This is a genomic window from Providencia sp. PROV267, assembly GCF_028477825.1.
In the GTDB taxonomy this organism is placed as follows: Bacteria; Pseudomonadota; Gammaproteobacteria; order Enterobacterales; family Enterobacteriaceae; genus Providencia; species Providencia stuartii.
On the sequence record NZ_JAMPLX010000009.1, the window covers coordinates 58,122 to 77,914 of the forward strand.

Annotated in this window: 18 protein-coding genes; 9 read left to right on the forward strand and 9 right to left on the reverse strand. The window is 42.1% G+C overall.

Annotation, left to right across the window (positions count from 1 at the left end; translation table 11 throughout):
- Positions 1-9: 9 nt before the first annotated feature.
- The 4 genes from PR709_RS07255 to PR709_RS07270 are packed head-to-tail and all read right to left on the reverse strand — an operon-like array spanning position 10 to position 4,859.
- Positions 10-987: an HNH endonuclease signature motif containing protein gene (locus tag PR709_RS07255; protein WP_230084788.1), complete on the reverse strand. Its 978-nt coding sequence runs from the start codon at positions 985-987 to the stop codon at positions 10-12.
- On the reverse strand, positions 932-1,954 hold the full coding sequence (locus PR709_RS07260; RefSeq protein ID WP_004927413.1) for a hypothetical protein: 1,023 nt from the start codon (positions 1,952-1,954) through the stop codon (positions 932-934). The genes PR709_RS07255 and PR709_RS07260 overlap by 56 nt, the downstream gene beginning before the upstream one ends.
- Positions 1,951-2,757 carry a DUF4123 domain-containing protein gene (locus PR709_RS07265; RefSeq protein WP_004927410.1) on the reverse strand — a complete coding sequence of 269 codons (807 nt, stop codon included), beginning with the start codon at positions 2,755-2,757 and terminating at the stop codon, positions 1,951-1,953. Before PR709_RS07265 ends, PR709_RS07260 begins: the two co-directional genes overlap by 4 nt.
- Positions 2,754-4,859: a type VI secretion system Vgr family protein gene (locus PR709_RS07270; protein ID WP_272570841.1), complete on the reverse strand. Its 2,106-nt coding sequence runs from the start codon at positions 4,857-4,859 to the stop codon at positions 2,754-2,756. Before PR709_RS07270 ends, PR709_RS07265 begins: the two co-directional genes overlap by 4 nt.
- A 489-nt stretch (positions 4,860-5,348) precedes the next feature.
- Between PR709_RS07270 and ugpQ the strand changes: the two genes are divergently transcribed.
- Positions 5,349-6,089 (forward strand): glycerophosphodiester phosphodiesterase, encoded by a 741-nt coding sequence (ugpQ, locus tag PR709_RS07275; protein ID WP_004927402.1) that lies wholly within the window; start codon positions 5,349-5,351, stop codon positions 6,087-6,089.
- 204 nt (positions 6,090-6,293) lie between these two features.
- Here ugpQ and ccmB read toward each other — a convergent pair whose 3' ends face one another.
- From ccmB to PR709_RS07290, 3 genes are read right to left on the reverse strand one after another with little or no spacing between them, the layout of a single operon-like run.
- Entirely contained in the window at positions 6,294-6,959 is a 666-nt protein-coding gene (gene ccmB / locus PR709_RS07280; RefSeq protein WP_004927397.1) for a heme exporter protein CcmB, read from the reverse strand.
- On the reverse strand, positions 6,959-7,576 hold the full coding sequence (gene ccmA, locus PR709_RS07285; protein ID WP_014656733.1) for a cytochrome c biogenesis heme-transporting ATPase CcmA: 618 nt from the start codon (positions 7,574-7,576) through the stop codon (positions 6,959-6,961). The genes ccmB and ccmA overlap by 1 nt, the downstream gene beginning before the upstream one ends.
- A gap of 15 nt (positions 7,577-7,591) precedes the next feature.
- Positions 7,592-8,767: an ion channel gene (locus PR709_RS07290; RefSeq protein WP_040132859.1), complete on the reverse strand. Its 1,176-nt coding sequence runs from the start codon at positions 8,765-8,767 to the stop codon at positions 7,592-7,594.
- Between the two features lie 370 nt (positions 8,768-9,137).
- Here PR709_RS07290 and PR709_RS07295 point away from each other — a divergent pair, with 370 nt between their 5' ends.
- Positions 9,138-10,847 (forward strand): phosphoethanolamine transferase CptA, encoded by a 1,710-nt coding sequence (locus tag PR709_RS07295; protein ID WP_004927389.1) that lies wholly within the window; start codon positions 9,138-9,140, stop codon positions 10,845-10,847.
- 77 nt (positions 10,848-10,924) lie between these two features.
- Here the strand turns inward: PR709_RS07295 and PR709_RS07300 are convergent, their stop codons facing one another.
- Positions 10,925-11,578, reverse strand: a complete 654-nt coding sequence (locus tag PR709_RS07300; protein ID WP_014656734.1) for a DUF421 domain-containing protein — start codon at positions 11,576-11,578, stop codon at positions 10,925-10,927.
- Positions 11,579-11,875: 297 nt separating this feature from the next.
- On the opposite strand from PR709_RS07300, the gene PR709_RS07305 reads away from it, so the two are divergent.
- The 4 genes from PR709_RS07305 (at position 11,876) to PR709_RS07320 (ending at position 15,983) form a co-directional block, all read left to right on the forward strand.
- Positions 11,876-12,553 carry a hypothetical protein gene (locus PR709_RS07305; protein ID WP_036941715.1) on the forward strand — a complete coding sequence of 226 codons (678 nt, stop codon included), beginning with the start codon at positions 11,876-11,878 and terminating at the stop codon, positions 12,551-12,553.
- Positions 12,554-12,732: 179 nt separating this feature from the next.
- The gene (locus PR709_RS07310; RefSeq protein ID WP_004927383.1) at positions 12,733-13,170 is read left to right on the forward strand and encodes a GNAT family N-acetyltransferase; all 438 of its coding nucleotides are present in this window, start codon (positions 12,733-12,735) and stop codon (positions 13,168-13,170) included.
- A gap of 72 nt (positions 13,171-13,242) precedes the next feature.
- Positions 13,243-13,509 (forward strand): DksA/TraR family C4-type zinc finger protein, encoded by a 267-nt coding sequence (locus PR709_RS07315; RefSeq protein ID WP_004927380.1) that lies wholly within the window; start codon positions 13,243-13,245, stop codon positions 13,507-13,509.
- 467 nt (positions 13,510-13,976) lie between these two features.
- Complete coding sequence (locus PR709_RS07320; protein ID WP_014656736.1) at positions 13,977-15,983, forward strand: BCCT family transporter; 2,007 nt, start codon at positions 13,977-13,979, stop codon at positions 15,981-15,983.
- Positions 15,984-16,061: 78 nt separating this feature from the next.
- On the opposite strand, the gene hpaR is transcribed toward PR709_RS07320, so the two are convergent.
- Positions 16,062-16,514 carry a homoprotocatechuate degradation operon regulator HpaR gene (hpaR, locus tag PR709_RS07325; RefSeq protein WP_004927374.1) on the reverse strand — a complete coding sequence of 151 codons (453 nt, stop codon included), beginning with the start codon at positions 16,512-16,514 and terminating at the stop codon, positions 16,062-16,064.
- 408 nt (positions 16,515-16,922) lie between these two features.
- Here hpaR and PR709_RS07330 point away from each other — a divergent pair, with 408 nt between their 5' ends.
- Genes PR709_RS07330 through hpaE form a run of 3 tightly spaced genes read left to right on the forward strand, consistent with a single transcriptional unit; the run spans position 16,923 to position 19,785 of the window.
- Complete coding sequence (locus PR709_RS07330; protein ID WP_004927370.1) at positions 16,923-17,552, forward strand: fumarylacetoacetate hydrolase family protein; 630 nt, start codon at positions 16,923-16,925, stop codon at positions 17,550-17,552.
- Positions 17,552-18,319 (forward strand): fumarylacetoacetate hydrolase family protein, encoded by a 768-nt coding sequence (locus PR709_RS07335; protein ID WP_004927367.1) that lies wholly within the window; start codon positions 17,552-17,554, stop codon positions 18,317-18,319. Before PR709_RS07330 ends, PR709_RS07335 begins: the two co-directional genes overlap by 1 nt.
- Positions 18,319-19,785, forward strand: coding sequence for a 5-carboxymethyl-2-hydroxymuconate semialdehyde dehydrogenase (gene hpaE, locus PR709_RS07340; RefSeq protein ID WP_004927363.1), 1,467 nt, complete (start codon positions 18,319-18,321; stop codon positions 19,783-19,785). Before PR709_RS07335 ends, hpaE begins: the two co-directional genes overlap by 1 nt.
- Positions 19,786-19,793 lie beyond the last annotated feature (8 nt).

A 19,793-nucleotide genomic window follows, 5' to 3' on the forward strand; every position in this document is an offset into this window, starting at 1 on the left:
ATTGGCTCCTTATTTATTGGGTAATCTAAATGGATATTCACTAACATTATTTGTGTCCTTGAATTGGCTCACTCCACCTTTATGCTGAATCCCATTATGTGAATCCGAAACAACTAGCTGCATAGTACCTTCATTAGTAATTGGATCATAATCATCTAGGTGGTGCCAAAGATAACGTTCCCCATCTAACATAGGTGTGGATTTTTGTCCAAATCCAGCCATATTTGCAGCTTCAAAATCATCAGGATAATTCCCTGTATACTTAATTTTTACTATAGGCTCAACTGGAGTACCATCTGGCTTCAATCTATCAGGATTATGATATAATGCCTTGCTTTTCGAATAGTCTAATCCACCATTCTCATTAATAATAACATCATCATATCCACGAGCCTTGAGTTTTTCTTCAACTGATTTACCGCGTAAGCTTACATACGTAGGTTTTACATCCTTTCGCTCAACCGTCAGAATATAATCGCGAAAATCCACCGGCTCAACATCGTGCCCCGTATGCCGCCAGACAATATCGTCATCCGCAACAGGCAGTGTCTCAGGTCGATAATCGAAATCATGAATATCAAACCCTTCAGGCTTATCGACTTTTTGTGGCAGAGGGGAAGGCCCTGCATGAATAATCGGCCCTTTTGGAATATCATCAATCCGCGCTGAGATATTAATAATATTGCCTGACGCCGCTACCCCCATATACAGCTGAGTACCACCATCCACATCAAATCGGTATACTTCAATAGGCGCCAGCAGACTGAGTGCATGACCAAGGGATTGATACGCAGGTAAGCTGATGACTTCCATTCTTTCAGCTCCAGATGCCAGCTGACCTTTAATCACAGGAACTTGCGCTTTATCACTATCCGGCTCAGTATGAAGAGCAATCAGCTGTGATGCCGCTGCCATTGCGACTGCGGTTTTATCAGTTGAGGCAAAGCCCACTCGCAAACGTGTCGGTGCCGTTCCCCATATCCGCAATTTCCAATAAATCCTGCTGGGTTAAACTATCGCCTTTATAATAGTGAGCCACCATAGCGAAAAAGATCTTCCTGCCGTCCATGGTGACGGGAAATGATACCCGCAAAACTTGTTCTAGCTCATTGGAAATGTTCTTACTTGAGCTCTGTTGTGTTGTACCCCAACCAAAATCGTTCTCTTGTTGCCCTACAGCAGCACCGGCAACACCACCACTTAAGGCTCCTCCCATTCCCATGCTCCCACCCAAACCACCGAAGAAAGGAAATGCCTGTGCAGTCCCAATCGGATTGAGTGCATTGCCAATGGTACTGAATAAGGATGAAACCCAGTTAGCTTCAGACTCAGATTGTTCAGTTGCTGACGGAATACCACAGGTATACGCACTGTAATCACACTCCCCAAAATTCGCCAAGTCTTCGACCGCATCACCAGCATCTGTATTGCCTTCGCCGCGCAAGATAGATTTGGCAAATACCGGTTCGGCAATGCGTTTAATTGCTATCACGCGGTGGAGGTCGTAGGGGAACCACAGTTGATAGCCTTCATCTCGCTGTTGATAATGGGCTGAACGGCTGATTTGCCCTGCCGTCATACGGTGAACGGTCTCGGGCAATCCGGTGTTAAATTCACCCGCGCGGTGCTGTTCACTGAGTGAATAGCCCTGTTCGCGACAAAAATCTTTCAACGATTTATCTTTGCCTTGAATCGCCGTCGGAGGAGATAGGGTGGTCAGTGCATCCGCCAGTGACTGCGGCTCAAGGGTTAAAGTATACGGGCGTGCCGTCATGCCTTCGGCGTGTATTAGCCCTTGCGTATCACTGCTGCCCGCTAAGGTGCGCCCTGTGCCACGTTCGGATAAAGTATAAGCCACGCCAATTAATGGTTGTCCTTTATCATCCACCAATTGCAGGTTAATCCAAAATCGGTAGTTGTCACAGATAATGCAAGATTCTGTTTTTTGACTCATGACGGCTCCGTTGTCGAGGGTATCCAGCCCAATTGTTGGGCATAGTCGGTAAACTGGGCGAGGGTGCGTGTGGCGACGTTACCGGCTAATATGGGGGAGATATGCAACCAACCGACCAAGCGTTCGTGCAATTGCCCTACAGGGGTGTCGAGCGCCAGTGCGTTATCAGGTTGGTTCTCCCACAATTCACAAGCGAGGTTTTCTGCCATCAGTTGGATGCACGTTTCAGAGTTCTCCCACGCCGTTTGTAAATGCTCACCCAAGGTAAACGGGTGCACTTTCAGCTCGGGTATCAGCGGCGGACGGTCACGGGCGGGCGATATCAGGCAGACAGGTTGTGTGTCAGTATCCAGCATCACTTCATGCACCGGGTTCATCAACACATACCAATCCGCTTCGCGCATGCTGGGTATCAAGATATTGGCGATGCGGCTGTCCATTAAGCGTAATACCACCATTTCGCCATCCAGTTTCACTAATTGACGTTGTTGCCAATGGTGTAACTGCGCGTCCCACGCCATCGGGCTGCGGTAAGCCCAGCCCCAACTGGGGTCACTGAAGCCTTTGCGGTCAAGCAGCTGCCCGAGTGGGACGGCGGCGCTCGGTTTCAATTTCACCAACCACGGACTTTGTGCGATTAAATGGGCCAAGGGGGTGCCGTTATACAGCGGAAACGCCTGTTCAATCCAATCGTTGGCAAACAGCACATCCGTCGGGTTGGGCTGCGCCAAGGTATTGAGCAGTAAATACACCGGGTCACGGTGAGGCTCACTCAACCACGTTGTCCAAGGCGTCGGTCTCATGCATTGCCTCCGTTGGGTTTAATCACCCAACTGCCAGTGGCTTGAGCTTGCATCGCACAGTACGGTTTGATGGGGTATGGCGGAGGTGCAAACGGAGCCACCCCGTCAGGGAGCTGAAGATTGACCGCTTGCCCTGAGCCGCCTCCACTGTCACCAATCGCCACATTGCCCGAGGTAAACACGTTGCTCGGGGTGATGCGCACAAAGCTGCCACCGACTTTAAGCGTGATTTCGGTGGCGGCTTCAATCACCACTTTGCCTTGGCTGCTCAGATGGGTTTCTTGTCCGCTTTCACTGACCAATGCACCATCCACTTGCTGATGGTAAGCCCCCAGCACTTGCTGAAAAACATCGCCTTCGGTTAACGCTTTTTGCGTGCCTTTGACATGGAGGTGGTCATCACCCGCAATCTCAGCGTAGCGATGTTGGTCAATGCGCTGTTTGCTGTCCCGCTGAATATGAGTGTGATTATCGTTTTGAATGTGCACATTCATATCACGCTGTGCGTGAAAATAGATTTCTTCGTATCCGGCTTTGTCTTCAAAACGCAATTCATTAAACCCTTCGCCTTTATGAGTACAAGTTTTAAAGGTGGTACGCGTTTTTTCGTTGGGTAAATTTAACGGTGGTTTATTGCGTCCATTGTAGATGCACCCCGTGACAATCGGCCTATCAATATCCCCATTCAGGTAACTGACTAAAACCTGTTGCCCGACGTGAGGAATACTCATAAACCCATAGCCATTGCCACTCCAGCCGTGTGACACTGGCACCCAGCAGGAGGCGCCGTGGTCGGGCGTGCCGCGTCTATCCCAATGGAAATAGACCACCACTTCCCCTTTGCTGTTGGTATAGATTTCCTCTCCCGGAGGCCCCACAACTGTCGCTAACTCATCACCATCAGCAGTCGGTTTATAGCGATACGGCGGTCGCCACTCTTGCGTCTCTGGGATAAACGACACACTGTTGGACAACTGCGTTCCTTCGCCGCCACTGTTGTCGGCAAGGGGTTGTACGCCGTGATGTGATACCCTGACCACCTGCCAACGCTTATTCATACGCTCATTGGGGTGATTGGTTAAAGTAAACATCTTACCGGGGTGCAAGGCAAAACAGTTGGTGCTGGCGTGCCCCATTTGACGGTTATTTTGCGATTGTTCATAACGAATTTGATTGAACGTTTCCCCTTCCGCGTCTTCTTGGAAGCGACCATAACTTTCGAACACTTCGTGTTGGTGGTGCACGTCACCAACGACTTGATGGCTGAGCGGATGAGAAGGTCGCTGTTGATTGTAATCTTTATCAATACGAATATCGCTGCACAGCTGCTCGGCATAGCGCCATGTAGTAGCAGTACTGTCGGTAGTATCAGTATCGGCTTGCGGGTTATAAGTGAGGGTAATCCCTGCCGTCATTCCTAAATGGCGGTCGCTGTAAAACAGTTTCGGGCCTTCCTCAAACCAAAAGGTAATCCCTTCTTCGGCGGCGAGGCGGCACCAAAAATCATACATCGTTTCACGCTTTTGGGTAATGTACGGGCGTTCAAGGTGCTCTTCGGGATGATAAAACAATTTATCGTGTTTAATGTGCGATTCATTCAGCAAGGTTTCTAATATCTTTGGTACGGTGGTATCTTGGAAAATACGGCTGTCTTGCTTGAGAGTCATCACCCACATTTCTGGGCGTATAACAAATTTATACCATGTTTTCACTCCATCGGTATTCAGATTCTCGGCGCTTGCCAATAAGCCTTGTACCTCACGAATTTTTATCCCATCCCGCTTCACAGTCAAGGAAGAAGCCCCGCCTAATATATCATGGAAATCCACATCAAGTAGGGAGCTGACCGCATGAAGAGTTAAAGTAAATAGTTCTGACAACCCCTCTTGTAGATCAAATTCGGTAACCTGAAAGGTGTCATCGGGAAGCCCATCGATACGACAGTTAAACACCAAACCAGAGTTTAATTCCCCGTTATACCATGCTTTCAAGAAGGGATCTCGCTTCGCGGTACGGCGTTCTTGTTCCGCATAAGCCCTGCCAGCTGGTGTCATTTTGACTGGAGGTGGGTTAGCGGATTTACTTGAGTTTTGAGTGGACATACATGCTCCGTTTGAGGATCATACCGCGCCACAAACTACTATTGATAAAAACCATTCATCGCGAATGAGTCATGGCTAATAGTAGAAAATCACGATTAAACCTCGACAATAACCAGCAATAAGCAACCAGATAAATAAGTTGTTCGATGTATCAATGTATCCAACCGCGATACTTAAATTTAAGTTAAGTATCCTACAAAACGAAACAATTTCGGTAAAGGCGCCAAAAGCACATTTTCAGATAATCATTATTGGAGTAATAAATAAAATTAAAATACCAATAAAAAAACAAATATAGGCTTTTATATCGTTTTTTTGAAAATTCTTTTCTCATAAACACCCGCTTTTCTGTAAATAGATAACTTACCTCTAGAGCTAATCTTCATTTACAGCTGCTAAAGAGTAATATAATGTGACATTCGGCTATAATACTGGTCACACCGCTTTAAAAAGCCGTTGTATTTCTTTAATAGGAAAATAGACAACATTATGAACTCTTGGCCTTATCCTAAAATTGTTGCCCATCGTGGTGGTGGCAGACTCGCTCCTGAAAATACACTCGCAGCCATTGATATTGGCGCAAAATATGGACATACCATGATCGAGTTTGATGCCAAACTTTCCCATGATGATCAAATCTTTTTATTACATGATGATACTCTTGAGCGCACCAGTGATGGTCATGGTATTGCAGGGGAATTAAATTGGGAGCAATTATCAAATATCGATGCTGGAAGCTGGTATGGTCCAGAATTCGCCAAAGAGCGGCTGCCTTTACTCTCTGAGGTCGCAAAACGTTGTCAGCAACATGGCATGATGGCAAATATTGAGATCAAACCAACGACAGGCTTGGAAGCTAAAACAGGTCAAATTGTTGCGCTTGCAGCTCGTCAACTGTGGCAAGGACAAACAGCCCCATTGATTTCATCTTTCTCAATTGAAGCACTAATTTCGGCTCAACAATACGCTCCTGAACTACCGAGAGGGTTATTATTAGATGAATGGCGAGATGATTGGCAAACCCTTACAACACAGCTTGATTGTGTCTCCATCCATTTAGATCATACATTATTGGATGAAAAACGCGTAAAACGCTTAAAAGAGGCTGGCTTATACATTTTAGTTTATACCGTTAATGACCCTGCCCGTGCTTCGCGACTATTAAACTGGGGAGTTGATGCAATTTGTACGGATGCGATTGATATCATTGGCCCCAACTTTGGTGCCTAATTAAATAAATTACATACTGATCTATAGACACCTACTATTTCACTCGCCGCATAATTAAAAAGCATAAAGCCAGCATTGAATCTCACTTCTGGCTTTATGCTTATCACGATGAAGATTGCTATCCCCCGACTCTAATTTGCTTTTAACGATGGAGCTGATTGAAAAATAGTGCAACCGCCTTAGTGATGTTTTTGGGTACCGTGTTTAATTATGACTGATATTAATTTTTAATGCTGCGGCAATTGCGATAGGCGAAAATGTCACGCTCCCCACTAACAATGCAGCTAGAATCGCAAAATAACTCCCCAAAGGCATATTAAAACTATACGCTTCCATTGTTCCCGTTGCATAAATGAGCACAGGAATATACAGCGGCAGCACCAGTAAACTCACGAGTACTCCCCCTTTTTTCAGAGATACCGTTAAAGCAGCCCCTATTGCACCAATAAAGCTCAGGATCGGTGTACCTAGCAACAAAGTACCCGCAAGTACAGAAAGGGTATTCGCGTCAAAAGAGAGCATTAAAGCTGCTATCGGTGAAAGTAAGATTAGCGGCACTCCAGTTACCAGCCAGTGAGCAATCACTTTAGCCAATACCGTTAAAAATAGTGGATGCGGTGCGAGCAACAGTTGTTCTAACGAACCATCCAGATAGTCATCTTTAAAGAGACGTTCGAGCGATAATAAAGAAGAAAGCACCGCGGCTACCCAAAAAATGCCAACAGCGATACGTGCTAATAACTGAGGCTCAGGCCCTATGCTCAATGGAAATAACGTAATAACAATTAAGAAGAACCATAATGGGTTTACCAATTCAGAAAAACTTCTAAATGCTATTTTTAGTTCTCTTTTAATCACTAGCCAAAACATTATTCATATCCGCCCGTCAGTTTTAAGGATCCAAAATGCCCCGACATAGCTTGATGAGAAGTAAAAAGAATGATCCCACCTTGTTCAGCATGCTGATGAAAACGTTCGGTAAGACGTTTCACGCCTGCGACATCAATAGCAGTAAAAGGCTCATCCAACACCCACAAAGGAGCTTCACTTAACCATAACCTTGCAAGATTCACTCGCCTTTGTTGCCCCGCTGATAACTGACCAACAGGAACATCTTCATAGCCAATGAGTGACACTTCTTCGAGAGCCGACCACAAACTATCCCCGGCAGGATGGCGATGCTGCATCTGATAATAAAACTGTAGGTTCTCATAAGGAGTGAGTAGTGATTTAACGGCTGGCTTGTGCCCTAAGTAAAGTAATTGACGAGTAAAATCTTCTTTTAACTGATGAATCGAATATTGCTCCCACAAAATATCCCCTTCATCGGGTTTTAACAGCCCAGCCACCATACGTAATAAGGTCGTTTTACCCGCACCATTAGGCCCTTCAACTTGTAAAATTTGGCCGGGCAATACGGTGAAATCCAGCTTTTGAAAAAGCATCCTGTTTTGCCGCTGACAACTGATTTGCTCGGCAGTTAACATAGTGTTTTATTCCTGTTATTCGTTTTTCGCCACTTTATTTAACAGAATATCACTAATACTGTCATTTGATATTGTTTCACCGCAAAGCACTTTCATCAAAACTTCGCCCCCTAAAGAAGATAATGAAAACAGCATGTCGGGGTTAAGCAGGCGAATTTTATCTATATTGCTTTCTTGGTTAACCAATACCACCGTTTTTACACCTTCACCAGCAAGTTGTTTTATCCCTAAGAGAACAAAAGTACTTAAGGCGTCGCTATCTGTCATCACTAATACATATTTTGCCTGTTTAACATTCGATTCGGCTAATAGCGCTGTATCTGTAGGGTCACCAGTGACGATATTATCTTTCTCAGGATAATGTGCGCGATGACTTTCTTGGCAGATCACCGCAACTGGCAGTTCGCGATTTTTTAACCCTTCATACATGCTTACCGCCATTGGCGTACTACCAATTACAACATAATGATTTTTCATATAAGAAAACCTCTTGCGAACAATTTCCTTTGTTCCTTTAGCTAACAGCCCTACAACATAAACCACTGATGTTGTAAAAATTGTAATACCAAGAATAATGACCGTAACAGTAAATACCCGAGCATCTGTAGAGACTGGCACTATATCGCCGAAACCGACGGTCGTCATACAAACTAACGCGAAATAAAATGCCGTGGTTCCATCTTTAACGACGGGTAGAAATTCATTACCGATATAGAGTGTGCCAAAAATGGAATAAAGCAATAATGCAATGATACAAGTTATCGCCACAAATCCCGCACTGGTTAAGCTGTGATGATGATAACGCTTCCAAAAAAAGCTCAACGCCAAAAAAAGGACCAGCGAAAAATAACCTTGATGAAGGTTTTCCGTTGCAATTTTTAAATCAACAAACGAAATAATGGCCAGTAAAAGCAGTGAAAACACCCATGCGATTCGGGCGCCATTAAGCATGAAAAAAGATAAAAATATCAATGAAATTCCTAACAAAAAACGAGGGATATCAAGCAACTTCATAAAGCCGAGAGATTTAAGCCACTCACTAAACCCATTCGCTCGCCAATCAATATAGTCAGTATAAGCCCCCAATACAGGCTTAATAATCATAAAACCATCAAAAATGATAAGTATTGAGATGATTAAACGGATAAATAAGGATGATTTCAGAAAAGCAATAAACGCGTTATCTGACATTTTTCCTTCACCCTCTGCTCAGATAAGATTACATAAAGTCTATATAACACATGTTGGTCATTGATGTTAGTTAGAATGCCGTTCTTCGGTTGATTTTATTGGTATAACCGACATATCCTTATATCAACTGATACAGTTCCATTTTTATACTTAGGAGAAATAAAATATAAAAAAAGCCTAACTATCAAACTGAAGCTATCTTAATTTGACTTTATTTCCTGTGTAAAATTAAACCAAATATCAACCAAATCTCATCAATTATTAGTTGTTTATTTTATTGAACTTAATTTCTAAGATAATATCTAAAAATCGATTTTTGGCGTTTTTTCTTATTACCTAACATGACTTAAGAATAAGAGTTCAATAAATTATGGTTAATTCTACGCAAGCAAAGAGATTTAGCTGGACAGCTTTACTGTGGTTGCTCATCTATTTCTGGTATTTCTCATCATTGCTCCAAATCTATGTTGTTGTTACAGGACAAAGTAACACCGTCGGATTAAGAGACTCTTTACTGTACAGCACACTCTGGTTAATCCCTGCGCTCTTTTTCCCTAGAAGGATCAAATTAGTTGCCGGCATTATCGGTATCATTCTTTGGCTTTCATCTGTCATTGCACTCGCTTATTTTGTCGTCTATGGGCATCAGATCTCACAAAGCGTCATGTTTGTGATGTTTGAAACAAATACAAATGAAGCAGGTGAATTTTTAAGGCAATACATTAGCTTTAAAGTTATCGCGGTTATATTGATTTATACTCTGGTCGCGATTTTCTTATGGTCACGACTAAAACCAGTGACCATGCCAGTGTCAGCGAGATGTGGTGTCTCTTTGCTCGTGCTAATCATCTTATTTGGCGTACCTTATTATAATAAAGGAATTAAACAAGATAGGCCGTTCGCCAATGTCATGTCTTATGTGAATAGTAAACTTGCCTATGCTGCGCCTTGGCAATTTGTTAGTGGCTATTTTCTCTATAAAAACCAGTTAGCCAATATGGAAGAACTGATCCGTGATAACAGTAAGATCCCGCCATTAGAAAACTTTATCGATGCTAACGGCAATACGCCGAGAACTTTTGTTTTGGTCATTGGTGAATCAACAAGTCGCGATAGGATGAGCTTATATGGTTATAAACGCCCAACAACACCAGAGCTTGAGCAGCTAAAACAACAGTATCCCGATAATTTGTCTGTATTTAACGATGTCGTGACCTCTCGTCCTTATACAATAGAGGCGCTCCAGCAAATTCTCACGTTTGCCTCTCAAACTGAGCCCGAGTTATTTAATTCGCGCCCTTCAATCATGAATATGATGAAGCAAGCTGGATTTAAAACTTTTTGGATCACAAACCAACAGACAATGACGGAGCGTAATACGCTATTAACCGCTTTTTCTCGACAAACAGATAAACAATATTACTTAAATAACGATATGGCCCAAAGTTCACGTATTTACGATGAAGTTGTGCTAGCCCCGTTTAAAGAAGCTCTGGCCGACCCTGCTGAGAAAAAATTTATTGTTGTTCACCTACTTGGAACCCATATGCGATATGAGTTCCGTTACCCTGAAGATAAAGCCATCTTTAAAGGTAAAGATAGTCTGGTGCCAAGTAACCTCAAAGAGAGCCAAGTCGAAGATTACAATGCTTACGACAACGCACAACACTACAATGATTATATTGTTTCCACATTAATTAAAGATTTTGATTCATCAAAAGAAAATGGCTTTTTAGTCTTTTTCTCTGATCATGGTGAAGATGTCTTTGATACACCTCCTCATGAAACTTTAGGTCGTAGTGAAGGCAAACCAAGTCGTGTGATCTACAATGTTCCATTCCTAGTATGGCAATCTCCTGAATGGTTACAAAGCCATAATTTTAATTTGAACAGTAAAACCGATAGGCCTTATAGCACCATGGATTTTATCTACTCATGGTCTGATCTCGCGGGCTTTAACTACAAAGGCTACACTCCTCAGAAAAGCCTATTTAGTGACGAATACCAACCACAGCCGCGTTACATTGGTGACCCTGAGAATAAATCCTCTTTGATGCTGTATGATGATTTGAAAAAATAATTTGTCAGTAAAGCATCTTCTACCTAAGATGAAGAGCCTTTAGCGGCTCTTCATCTTTTTATTAAGAAACGTGATAGTTACTGAATTTTGCCATCTTGCCGAATAAATTTGACTTCACCTTGCCAAAACTCAGCAAGAAAAACAGATTCGGGCTTATCGATCCCATGTTTAACCATCTGTTTATTTAACCACTCTTCGTCTTTTTCTATCGATTGCAATTCATTTAGCCTAACAACACCATCTTTCATAATAATCACTGATGGCATATTTGTTGGATCACAAATAACCGTTAATTGCCCATCTGGTTCAATCTGGGCATAATAGATTTCTTGGAATGAATGAACCCCTTGTGCATGAATTCTTGAGGATATATTCAAAATATCAATTTTATTCCCTTTTTCTAATATATTTTCCATAATAAAGTTTCCTTTACTAATAATAGGGATAGGATTGCCGATAGTCACGTTGCGAATAAAGTTAAATTTTTTAGTTAAATAGTTTAGCCCTGATATAAAAAACACACCTATAAAGAGTAAAGTGATGTACTGATATAATGGGATTGTATCGCTATAAATCACACCACCAATAATTCCACCCAACACAAAATTCCCAATAAAATCAATAGGTGTCATCTGTGACAGCTGCGTTTTCCCAGACAAATTCATATGAGTAAGAACAATGGCAAAACCAATGATAAACTTGACTACAACAAGCATATAGTAATAACTCATATAAGACTTCCTTTCGTATACTCACGTTTTTATGAATTTTAGTTAAATAAACCAGCATATTATTTTTTTGCTAATATCCAAGATTAATTATAGCGAAATAATAAAGCTCGTCTTTTTTATTAAGTTAAATATTGATATCAAGCATTAAAATCACTATTTTGCTGATAATGCTACCTTTTTATTTCAGGTAACTTTCAGAGACAACTGATTTTTAATTATTAAAAATATGAGTTATATTTATAACATGCTATTGATAGCAGATCCGTATCCACTTACATCATGCTAAAGGAAATATTTATGAAAAAGAAAATATTAAGTTCTCTTATTCTAGCAGGTATTATCGCTATGGCGGCAGGTTGTGATGATTCATCAAAGACAGATCAAACGATGAAACAAACTGAAGAAAAAGTGGAGCAATTAAAAGATGCTGGTGAGCAAAAAGCAGCCGAACTTAAGGATAGTGCAGAAGCAAAAGCGAATGACCTTCAAAAACAAGCTTCAGAAAAAGCGGATGAAATTGCAGATAAGGCTAAAGAAGTAAAAGAAGCTAGCGAACAAAAAGCAGCTGAGCTTAAAGAGAACGCTACAGAGAAAGCTAATGAATTGAAAGAAGCTAGCGAGCAAAAAGCGGCTGAGCTTAAAGAGAGCGCTACAGAGAAAGCCGATGAATTAAAAAAGGCTAGCGAGCAAAAAATCTCTGAATTTAAAAATAGTGCCACAGAGAAAGCTAACGAACTTGAAAAACAAGCTTCAGCTAAGGCAGATGAGCTATCTGATAAAGCTAAAGAGCTAAAAGATGCGGCTGATAAAAAATCAGATGAATTAACTGAATCGGCAAAAAATAAGCTATCAGAAACAAATGATAAAATAGCAGAAAAAAGCCAAGAAGTGAAAACAGACTCAATCAATAAAGCAGATGAACTAGCGACTGATGCCAAAAATAAAACTGAAGAATTAAAAGCAGAAAACAAATAACTATCTATGCTAGATAACTCGGTTTATTCTCAAAGCAGGTCTACGCTGGCCTGCTTTTTTTATATTTTTATGCTGAGAAAGTAAAGCACACAAAACCATGTCCTGTTCCCCCTCAATTCTGGTATAACAATTTAAAACCGAAATAATATAAACACGTTACCTTATAAATTGGAGACAACATGCAAGTGAGATATAGCCTTGGGTATACTGATCCTAAAATCGTTAATCACGCTTTCGCGCTTCGCCAACAAGTTTTTACCCATGAACAAGGCTTTCCTGCTGAAATCGATGTAGATGTATATGATGATGACGCATTACATGTGGTGCTATACCTAGAAAATAGCCCTGTTGCTGTACTACGTTGTATTTTACAAGCCGACAAAGTGATAAAAGTGGGCAGAGTCGCGGTACTTAAACAATATCGAGGCAAAGGCTTTGGACGTAAGTTAATGAAATTTGTTGAGCAGTACGCTATCGAGAACCAATTTCATGCTGTAGGACTATCTGCACAACATACCGCAATCGCCTTTTACGAAACATTAGGCTATCACACACAAGGCGAAATGTATGACGAAGATGGTATGGATCATATCTATATGGTTCTACCGTTAATTTAAGTTCTAACGCCTTGAATTTTCCATATCACCCCTTATGATCAATAAAGTGATGCTTTTTTGTACGAGGTGATTATGGCAAATGGTTGGGCTAACGAAAATGCGGTTCAAGAACAAATTGATGCCACTCTTGATGACGCTATCGCTAAGGCTCGCAGTCAACTCCATTCAGGCGAAAGTGCTGAATACTGTGTTGAATGTGGTGAGCCTATTCCTCTCGCCCGCCGCAAGGCACTCCCTGGCGTACAGCTCTGTATCACTTGCCAAAATGCCGCCGATCAAAAAAGTGCCACATTTAGTGGTTATAATCGCCGAGGGAGTAAAGATAGTCAGTTACGGTGAATATGCCCTATTCCTAATAACACCGAAACTCTACCAATATTTATTTCTACCTAAAATCCGAATATTAATGTTAATTTAATTAACCTTTCTAAGCTTTTTATCTAACTTTTTGTTAAATAGTTAAAAAGATAACAACAATGATAGTTAATAATGTGATTTATAAGGCTATATTTTCATGAAAACATAGAGGTTTTTCCTGTTTATTTGAAACCAGTCTCGATATATGGCAATATATCCGCCGGTTTTTTCGCAAATGGAGTAATAACAGCTAAAAAAACATTTGATAGCAACGGGCGCAATAACCGTTTTTATCGCTATCTCTGCAAACTGTTTCATTATTGTTCTTTCTACTGTTTCCCCACTGGGAACCCTTTCGCAATTTCATTGTTTCATTAAGAAGGACAGCGCGTTGCATACCCAACAGATTATTGGTATGTCAAAAATAAAATAAATCAAAGAAGGTTGTTATGAGTCAAAACGATACTGATTCTAAAAAAAATCGCTCAAAAATTAGTCCCCCGGTATTTTATACCTCTGCACTTGTGATTATGGTTATTGTTGGTTTTGCCGCCATCATGCCGGAAGTAGCAGAATCTCATCTAAGTCATCTTCAACAAAACCTATTCAATAATGCTAGCTGGTTCTATATTCTAGCTGTCGCTATCATTCTTTTGAGTGTGACTTATCTGGGACTCTCTCGTTATGGACAGATAAAACTCGGCCCCGATCACGCACAACCTAATTTTAGCTATGTGTCTTGGTTTGCCATGCTGTTTTCCGCAGGTATGGGGATAGGGTTAATGTTCTTTGGTGTTGCAGAGCCTGTAATGCACTACCTCAACCCACCAGTCGGTGATCCGCAAACGGTTGAAGCCGCGAAAGAGGCAATGCGTTTGACCTTCTTCCATTGGGGCTTACACGCTTGGGCGATTTACGCCATTGTGGCGCTGATTTTAGCCTTTTTTAGCTACCGCCATGGGTTACCGCTGACCCTCCGCTCCGCACTGTATCCTATTATTGGTGATCGTATTTATGGCCCTATTGGCCACTTTGTCGATATTTTCGCGGTTGTCGGTACTGTTTTTGGGGTTGCGACATCATTAGGCTTTGGCGTATTGCAGGTTAATGCAGGGATGAATCACCTGTTTGGTCTGCCTGTTAGCCCAACCGTACAAGTTATTCTGATCGTTGTCTTTACTGGCCTTGCGACGCTGTCTGTGGTTTCAGGCCTAGATAAAGGGATCCGCATTCTTTCTGAATTAAACTTAGGTTTAGCCTTTATATTGATGCTGCTGGTGTTGATCTTAGGGCCAACCGTTTTATTACTGAAATCATTTGTTGAAAACACAGGTGGTTATCTATCCGAGATAGTCAACAAAACCTTTAACTTGTATGCCTATGAGCCTAAATCCAGTGATTGGTTAGGTGGTTGGACATTACTTTATTGGGGTTGGTGGCTCTCTTGGTCGCCATTTGTTGGGATGTTTATCGCGCGAATTTCACGTGGACGTACTATTCGTGAGTTCGTCACTGGCGTTCTATTTGTTCCTGCTGGCTTTACTTTAATGTGGATGACGTTCTTCGGTAATTCCGCCATTAACCTGATTAAAAACCAAGATGCCGTTAAACTGGCAGAAACAGTACAATCAGATGTTTCACTCGCCCTGTTTGAATTTTTAACCTACTTCCCTTTCTCTACCGTACTGTCATTTTTTGCTATGCTGATGGTGGTCGTCTTCTTTGTCACTTCGGCTGACTCTGGGGCAATGGTTGTTGATACTTTAGCATCGGGTGGTGATTCAAATACCCCAGTTTGGCAGCGTATTTTCTGGGCTGGTTTAATGGGTGTCGTTGCTATCACATTATTACTTGCAGGTGGCTTACAAGCACTACAAACCTTAACTATTGCCAGCGCCTTACCGTTTGCGATGGTACTATTAGCAGCAATTTATGGCTTATTTAAAGCATTGCGTATTGATGCTTATAAACGTGATAGCCAACAATTAGCCACAATTGCTCCGACAGCGAGCCGCAATCCAATTCCATGGCAACGACGCTTACGTAATATCGCGTATTTCCCAAAACGTAACCAAGTAAAACGTTTTCTTGGTGAGGTTGTTCATCCATCGATGGAAATGGTCTCAGAGGAGCTTGAGAAGCAGAATACGACTTGCCATATCTATAATGATAAAGATGATAGGATTGGCTTCGAGGTCGATTTAGGTGAGGATATGAACTTCCTATACGAAGTTCGCTTGCGCTACTATGTTCAACCTTCTTTTGCCCTTTCTGGCATGGGAACAGAGAGCGATGATGAAAAAAGCGAAGAGCAGAAATATTATCGTGCAGAGGTTCACCTTAAAGAAGGTGGGCAAGACTATGATGTTATGGGCTGGACCAAAGAACAGGTCATCCATGATATTCTCGACCAGTACGAGAAACATATTCACTTCCTACATCTACTAGGTAAGTAAACAACAAAAAGCCCCCTAATCAGAATGTTGCTGATTAGGGGGCAATTTATTTATTGCCCACGACATGCGAAATTCGCCCTAAGCGCTCTCTTTTTTATCCGCAATATGGCTGTAATCAGGGCTTTCTAAAGCAATTAATTCATCCAGCAGTGCAGTTAATTGTTGCATTTTCTCCTGAGAAAATGCCTGCTCAATTTTTTGATAGCCCTCTTCCACTTCTTGACGTGCTTTATCGTACAATGTTTGACCACTAGGCGTCAGAGAAACATAGAGCTTACGCTGATCATTGAGTGGCTTTAAGCGAAAAATTAACCCTTCCCGCTCCATACGAGTCAAAATCCCTGTCAAACTTGGACGAAGAATACAGGTTTGAACTGATAACTCATGGAAATCAATAGAGCGTTTATCGGCAAGTACTCGGATAATACGCCATTGCTGTTCAGTCAAATTGTATGACTTTAAAATAGGGCGAAAGAACCCCATTGCGGTCTCTCTTGCCTGTAATAATGCAATTGTCAATGATTCATGCATAAGTTTAAAACTCACCACTCTAAAATGTTTATTTAATACCAATTAAATTGGTATTACACAATCTATTGCGCCTTTACACCGCAAATTTACCCTTAGTGATAGCCTATTCTATCCACTTAAAACCAAGGTTAGCACGGTAAAATAACAATCACAAAGAAAAACCCCAAAATATTAATGAGTAAACAATTCAACAGCAAACCAAAAAGTTAATAAAAAGTTACAATAAAAATTCAAAAAAAATATCAGAATACTGAATATCAATGGGTTACATAAAAACCTTCTGAATATGTTAAAGAGATCACAATTAAAATTAACAATTTCTCTAGCCTATTGCCAATTACCACTTTATACATTATTAATATATTAACAATCATTCGAAATCATCGTTTTCCTAATAAGGAGTTGTCAATGAAAGGCACTGTATTTGCCGTTGCCCTCAATCATCAAAGCCAAGTGGCTCACTGGCATGAGGCATTCGGGCAAGCCCCTTATAAAACCCCACCAAAAACACCTGTGTGGTTTATAAAGCCGCGTAATACTCGGATCAATTCAGGGGAGCCTATTTTGCACCCTGCCGGTGAAGTGGTGCAAAGTGGTGCAACACTAGCACTGGTTATTGGTAAAGATGCACGTAAAGTCAGCCAGTCAGAAGCCAAAAATTATATTGCGGGCTTTGCATTAGCAAATGAAGTCAGCCTACCTGAAGACTCATTTTATCGTCCTGCTATCAAAGCAAAATGCTGTGATAGTTTCTGCCCTATTGGGGAAATGGTTGAAACAACATTAACTGCCCCTGTCGACATTATCACCCTCATCAATGGTAAAGAAGCTGACCGTTGGTCTACAAAAGATCTGGTTCGTGATGCCAGTGAGTTAGTTGCCGCACTCAGTGAATTTGCCACGTTAAAAGCGGGTGATGTGATACTGATGGGCACGCCTCATCAACGCGTCACCATTCAGCCTGGTGATGAAGTCACTGTTCAAGCAGAAGGCTTTCCGAGCCTAAGCAATAACGTTGTTGTGGCAGGAGGACAATAATGAAACACGCAAAAATTCGTTACCAAGGTACTGAGTATTCCGTTACGGTTGGTGAAAACGAGCAAATCACATTACCAAATGGCCAAGTTATTGCAGGCGATGATGCTAATGTTGAATGGTTACCTCCTGTTAGAGGCACACTGTTCGCACTGGGCTTAAATTATGCCGACCATGCTACTGAACTTGATTTCAAGCCACCTGAAGAGCCTCTGATTTTTATCAAAGCAGATAACACATTAACAGGCCATCGCCAAGTTTCGGTGCGCCCCGATAATGTTGACTATATGCATTATGAGTCAGAGCTTGTTGTGGTCATTGGTAAAGCGGCATACAAAGTATCACAAGAAGATGCGATGGATTATGTTGCAGGCTACACCGTATGTAATGATTATGCGATCCGTGACTATTTAGAAAATTACTATCGCCCCAACCTGCGTGTTAAAAGCCGTGACACTTTAACGCCTATCGGTCCATGGGTTATCGATAAAGATCAGGTTAAAGATCCCCATAACCTTGCGCTATATACCTATGTAAACGGTGAGTTGCGCCAGAAAGGAACCACTGCTGATCTCATTTTCAATATCCCATTTTTAATTTCCTATCTCAGTGATTTTATGACACTGCAACCGGGTGACATGATCGCAACAGGAACACCAAAAGGCCTTTCTGATGTCGTACCTGGTGATGAAGTGATCGTTGAAGTTGAGGGTGTAGGCCGGCTGATTAACTATATTGTCAGCGAAAAAGAATATGAGGAACGAGTGTAATGACTAAGATTAACCATTGGATCAATGGCAAAAATGTTGCCAGCAAAGAATATTTCCAAACCACCAACCCTGCAACAGGTGAAGTACTCGCTGAAGTGGCTTCTGGTGGTCAAGATGAAATAAATCAAGCCGTTGCGGCAGCCAAAGAGGCATTCCCTAAATGGGCTAATACGCCAATGAAAGAGCGTGCTCGTTTGATGCGCCGTCTTGGTGAATTGATCGACCAAAACGTCCCTGAAATTGCAGAAATGGAAACTCAGGATACAGGTTTGCCAATTCATCAAACCAAAAATGTGTTGATCCCTCGTGCTTCACATAACTTTGAGTTTTTTGCCGAAGTCTGCCAACAGATGAATGGTCGTACCTACCCTGTTGACGACAAAATGATGAACTACACCCTGATCCAACCTGTTGGTGTCTGTGCACTGATCTCCCCTTGGAACGTGCCATTCATGACGGCAACATGGAAAACAGCACCTTGTTTAGCCCTAGGTAACACCGCTGTTTTAAAAATGTCTGAACTGTCACCATTATCAGCAAACCGTTTAGGTGAGCTGGCATTAGAAGCGGGGATCCCTGCTGGCGTACTTAACGTTGTGCAAGGTTACGGCAGCACAGCAGGTGACGCTCTAGTCAAACACCATGACGTTCGTGCCGTTTCCTTTACTGGTGGAACAGCAACAGGCCGCGTGATCATGCAAAACGCGGGTCTGAAAAAATATTCGATGGAACTTGGCGGCAAATCCCCTGTTCTGATATTTGAAGATGCCGATATCGAACGTGCATTAGATGCGGCTCTGTTTACCATTTTCTCAATTAATGGTGAACGTTGTACTGCCGGTTCTCGTATTTTCATCCAAGAAAGTATCTACCCTGAATTTGTTAAGCGCTTCGCTGAGCGCGCTAATCGCCTAATTGTCGGCGACCCAACGGATCCAAAAACACAAGTTGGTGCCCTGATCAGTGAACAGCATTGGAACAAGGTATCCGGCTATATTCGCCTTGGTGTAGAAGAAGGGGCAACATTACTGGCTGGTGGCCCAGACAAGCCAACCGACCTACCTGCACATCTGAAAAATGGTAACTTCTTACGCCCGACCGTATTAGCAGATGTCGATAACCGTATGCGTGTTGCGCAAGAAGAGATCTTTGGGCCAGTTGCCTGCTTGATCCCATTCAAGTCAGAAGAAGATGGCCTACGTATGGCAAATGATGTTGAGTATGGTCTCGCATCTTATATTTGGACACAAGATGTCAGCAAGATCCTCCGCTTATCACGCAACATTGAAGCCGGTATGGTGTTTGTTAATACACAAAACGTACGTGATTTACGTCAACCATTTGGTGGCGTTAAAGCCTCTGGTGTTGGTCGTGAAGGCGGTGAATATAGCTTTGAAGTTTTTGCAGAAATGAAGAACGTTTGTATTTCCTTCGGGGATCACAACATTCCTCGTTGGGGTGTTTAATTTATTGA

Bases quoted from the DNA above. Each gene is read 5' to 3' on its own strand.
- PR709_RS07260 (WP_004927413.1), bottom strand. From the start codon at position 1,954: ATGAGTCAAAAAACAGAATCTTGCATTATCTGTGACAACTACCGATTT.
- PR709_RS07265 (WP_004927410.1), bottom strand. From the start codon at position 2,757: ATGAGACCGACGCCTTGGACAACGTGGTTGAGTGAGCCTCACCGTGAC.
- PR709_RS07270 (WP_272570841.1), bottom strand. From the start codon at position 4,859: ATGTCCACTCAAAACTCAAGTAAATCCGCTAACCCACCTCCAGTCAAA.
- ugpQ (WP_004927402.1), top strand. From the start codon at position 5,349: ATGAACTCTTGGCCTTATCCTAAAATTGTTGCCCATCGTGGTGGTGGC.
- ccmB (WP_004927397.1), bottom strand. From the start codon at position 6,959: ATGTTTTGGCTAGTGATTAAAAGAGAACTAAAAATAGCATTTAGAAGT.
- ccmA (WP_014656733.1), bottom strand. From the start codon at position 7,576: ATGTTAACTGCCGAGCAAATCAGTTGTCAGCGGCAAAACAGGATGCTT.
- PR709_RS07290 (WP_040132859.1), bottom strand. From the start codon at position 8,767: ATGTCAGATAACGCGTTTATTGCTTTTCTGAAATCATCCTTATTTATC.
- PR709_RS07295 (WP_004927389.1), top strand. From the start codon at position 9,138: ATGGTTAATTCTACGCAAGCAAAGAGATTTAGCTGGACAGCTTTACTG.
- PR709_RS07300 (WP_014656734.1), bottom strand. From the start codon at position 11,578: ATGAGTTATTACTATATGCTTGTTGTAGTCAAGTTTATCATTGGTTTT.
- PR709_RS07305 (WP_036941715.1), top strand. From the start codon at position 11,876: ATGAAAAAGAAAATATTAAGTTCTCTTATTCTAGCAGGTATTATCGCT.
- PR709_RS07310 (WP_004927383.1), top strand. From the start codon at position 12,733: ATGCAAGTGAGATATAGCCTTGGGTATACTGATCCTAAAATCGTTAAT.
- PR709_RS07315 (WP_004927380.1), top strand. From the start codon at position 13,243: ATGGCAAATGGTTGGGCTAACGAAAATGCGGTTCAAGAACAAATTGAT.
- PR709_RS07320 (WP_014656736.1), top strand. From the start codon at position 13,977: ATGAGTCAAAACGATACTGATTCTAAAAAAAATCGCTCAAAAATTAGT.
- hpaR (WP_004927374.1), bottom strand. From the start codon at position 16,514: ATGCATGAATCATTGACAATTGCATTATTACAGGCAAGAGAGACCGCA.
- PR709_RS07330 (WP_004927370.1), top strand. From the start codon at position 16,923: ATGAAAGGCACTGTATTTGCCGTTGCCCTCAATCATCAAAGCCAAGTG.
- PR709_RS07335 (WP_004927367.1), top strand. From the start codon at position 17,552: ATGAAACACGCAAAAATTCGTTACCAAGGTACTGAGTATTCCGTTACG.
- hpaE (WP_004927363.1), top strand. From the start codon at position 18,319: ATGACTAAGATTAACCATTGGATCAATGGCAAAAATGTTGCCAGCAAA.